Below are 2,151 nucleotides of genomic sequence, written 5' to 3'. Positions count from 1 at the left end.
GGGGGCTGTATGTTTCCATTCTGAACCCCAAAAACGGCCCTCTAACGGCCCACAAATCGGGAGGTGAACACGATTGCCGACTACATGACCGCCGACAGCAAATTGCCGCCTTATTTGCCCTATCCCCGCTTTCTGATGGAGGCAGATTTGACGCAGTTTTCCAAGCTGCTGTATGCCGTTCTGCTTGACAGGGCGAACCTCTCCCTCGCTAATGGCTGGCAGGACGATGAGGGGCAAATCTACATCGTCTTTCCCATCTGCAAAATCGCCAATGCGGTTGACCGCAGCCCCATGACCGTCAAGAACGCTTTGACCGAACTGGAAACGGCTGGCCTGATTGAGCGCAGGCGGCAAGGATTTTCGTTGCCTAATCGCATTTATGTGAAGATACCAGATGGACAAGATATTGTCCTACTGACGGACAGAAAATTGTCCCATAGAGGGAAAGAAACTTGTCCCACTGATGGACAAAAAGCTGTCCCTATGATGGACAGAAAACTGTCCCCTAATAACATGAGTAATAATAACTTGAGAAATAGTAACCTGAGTGGAGTGAGAGAGCACCCGCCAGCGCGAGGCCGCTATGGGAACGTCTTTCTGACCGAGGCCGAGGTTGCCGAACTGCAAGCCGACTTCCCTTCTGTCTGGCAGGAGTATATTGAACGCCTGTCTGAATACATGGCCTCCACCGGCAAGACCTACAAGAGCCACGCCGCCACCATCCGCCGCTGGGCCAAGGAGGACAGGCGAAAGGGCAAAGGCGTATCTGATTATTCGTGCAAGGAGGGCGAGAGCCTATGAATGATTTTGACAGCATCATCAAGCGCATCACCGTGACCCGGCTGGAACCGGGGAACTACACCGGCAAGGACGGGCTTTTGTACTGCGGCAAGTGCCGCACCCCGAAACAGTTTCGTATAGATGCCCCACCGATGGAGGGCCGCTTGCTCCCCCACCCCTGCCGTTGTGAGCAGGAGCGCCTTGACCGGGAGGCGGAGGAAGAGGAGGCCCGCCGTCACCGTCAGGCCGTGGCCGACTTGAAACGCCGGGGCTTTACCGACCTCGCTATGCGGGAGTGGACGTTTGCCAACGACAACGGCAAATGCCCGCAGATGAAACACGCCCGGTTCTATGTCGAGAATTGGTCGGCCATGCAGGAGGAAAACATCGGCTATCTGCTGTGGGGAGGCGTGGGGACTGGCAAAAGCTATTTCGCCGGTTGTATTGCCAATGCCCTGATGGAGCAGGAGGTGGCTGTCCGCATGACGAACTTTGCCCTGATACTGAACGACCTGACCGCCAGCTTTGAGGGCCGCAACGAGTACATAACCCGCTTGTGCCGCGCCCCGCTGCTGATTTTGGACGACTTCGGCATGGAGCGTGGGACGGAGTACGGTTTGGAACAGGTCTACAACGTGATCGACAGCCGCTACCGCAGCCGCAGGCCGCTGATCGTCACCACGAACCTCTCCCTTCAAGACTTGCAGTACCCCCAGGACACCGTCCACGCCCGCATCTATGACCGGCTGTTGGAGATGTGCGCCCCCATCCGCTTTTCGGGAGAAAACTTCCGCAAGGCCACGGCGCAGGACAAACTGGCACGTCTGAAAAATCTGATGGACTGAAAGGAGCCGCCTATGGCAAAAGCAAAGGAGCCTGTTATCACCGTCAGCACCGTGTTCGCCGGGAGGCAGACCGACAGGCAAGCCTTTATTGATTTGATTATACAGAAAAAAGAGATTGCGAAATCGCAACTTTCCCTTGACGCCGGACGTGCGGCGGGGTATAATGAAACTACTCCAAAACGCGGCATACACAGCGGAATGGAGGTCACAAATGAGGACTGACACTGTGTATGCGAAACCCTACCCTCAGGAGGTGAGAGCAGCTATCTATTGCCGCTTGTCCAAGGATGACGATTTGAGCGGCCCCAGCGCAAGCATCCAGAACCAGCGTGAATTGTTGTGCCGCTACTGTGAGGAACAGGGCTGGCGTGTGGCAGGGATTTTCCAGGATGACGGGTACACCGGCCTGAACATGGAGCGCCCCGATTTTCAAAAGATGTTGGCGGCGATTGAGCGGAAAATGTTCGATGTGGTTTTGACGAAAGACCTCTCCCGGCTGGGCCGGAACTATTTGCAGGTGGGCCAA

At 55.8% G+C, this 2,151-nt stretch carries 4 protein-coding genes; all 4 read left to right on the top strand.

Annotation, left to right across the window (positions count from 1 at the left end; genetic code table 11):
- The first annotated feature begins 84 nt into the window (after positions 1 to 84).
- Positions 85 to 801, top strand: a complete 717-nt coding sequence (locus tag D1646_RS22165) for a replication initiator protein A (protein ID WP_160638497.1) — start codon at positions 85 to 87, stop codon at positions 799 to 801.
- Complete coding sequence (locus tag D1646_RS22160; RefSeq protein WP_160638496.1) at positions 798 to 1,625, top strand: ATP-binding protein; 828 nt, start codon at positions 798 to 800, stop codon at positions 1,623 to 1,625. Before D1646_RS22165 ends, D1646_RS22160 begins: the two co-directional genes overlap by 4 nt.
- 12 nt (positions 1,626 to 1,637) lie before the next feature.
- Entirely contained in the window at positions 1,638 to 1,847 is a 210-nt protein-coding gene (locus D1646_RS22155; RefSeq protein ID WP_160638495.1) for a hypothetical protein, read from the top strand.
- On the top strand, positions 1,837 to 2,151 hold a 315-nt coding region (locus D1646_RS22150), incomplete at its 3' end, for a recombinase family protein (protein ID WP_160638494.1). The genes D1646_RS22155 and D1646_RS22150, both read left to right, overlap by 11 nt.

Origin of the sequence: Pseudoflavonifractor sp. 60 (assembly GCF_009911645.1) — a bacterium.
Classification (GTDB): domain Bacteria; phylum Bacillota; class Clostridia; order Oscillospirales; family Oscillospiraceae; genus Lawsonibacter.
Note: the sequence above shows the minus strand (reverse complement) of the source record. Positions and strands in the feature narration are given on the sequence as shown.

What these genes read in the sequence shown, in the direction of transcription:
- D1646_RS22165 (WP_160638497.1), top strand. Translation starts at nt 85, where the DNA reads ATGACCGCCGACAGCAAATTGCCGCCTTATTTGCCCTATCCCCGCTTT.
- D1646_RS22160 (WP_160638496.1), top strand. Translation starts at nt 798, where the DNA reads ATGAATGATTTTGACAGCATCATCAAGCGCATCACCGTGACCCGGCTG.
- D1646_RS22155 (WP_160638495.1), top strand. Translation starts at nt 1,638, where the DNA reads ATGGCAAAAGCAAAGGAGCCTGTTATCACCGTCAGCACCGTGTTCGCC.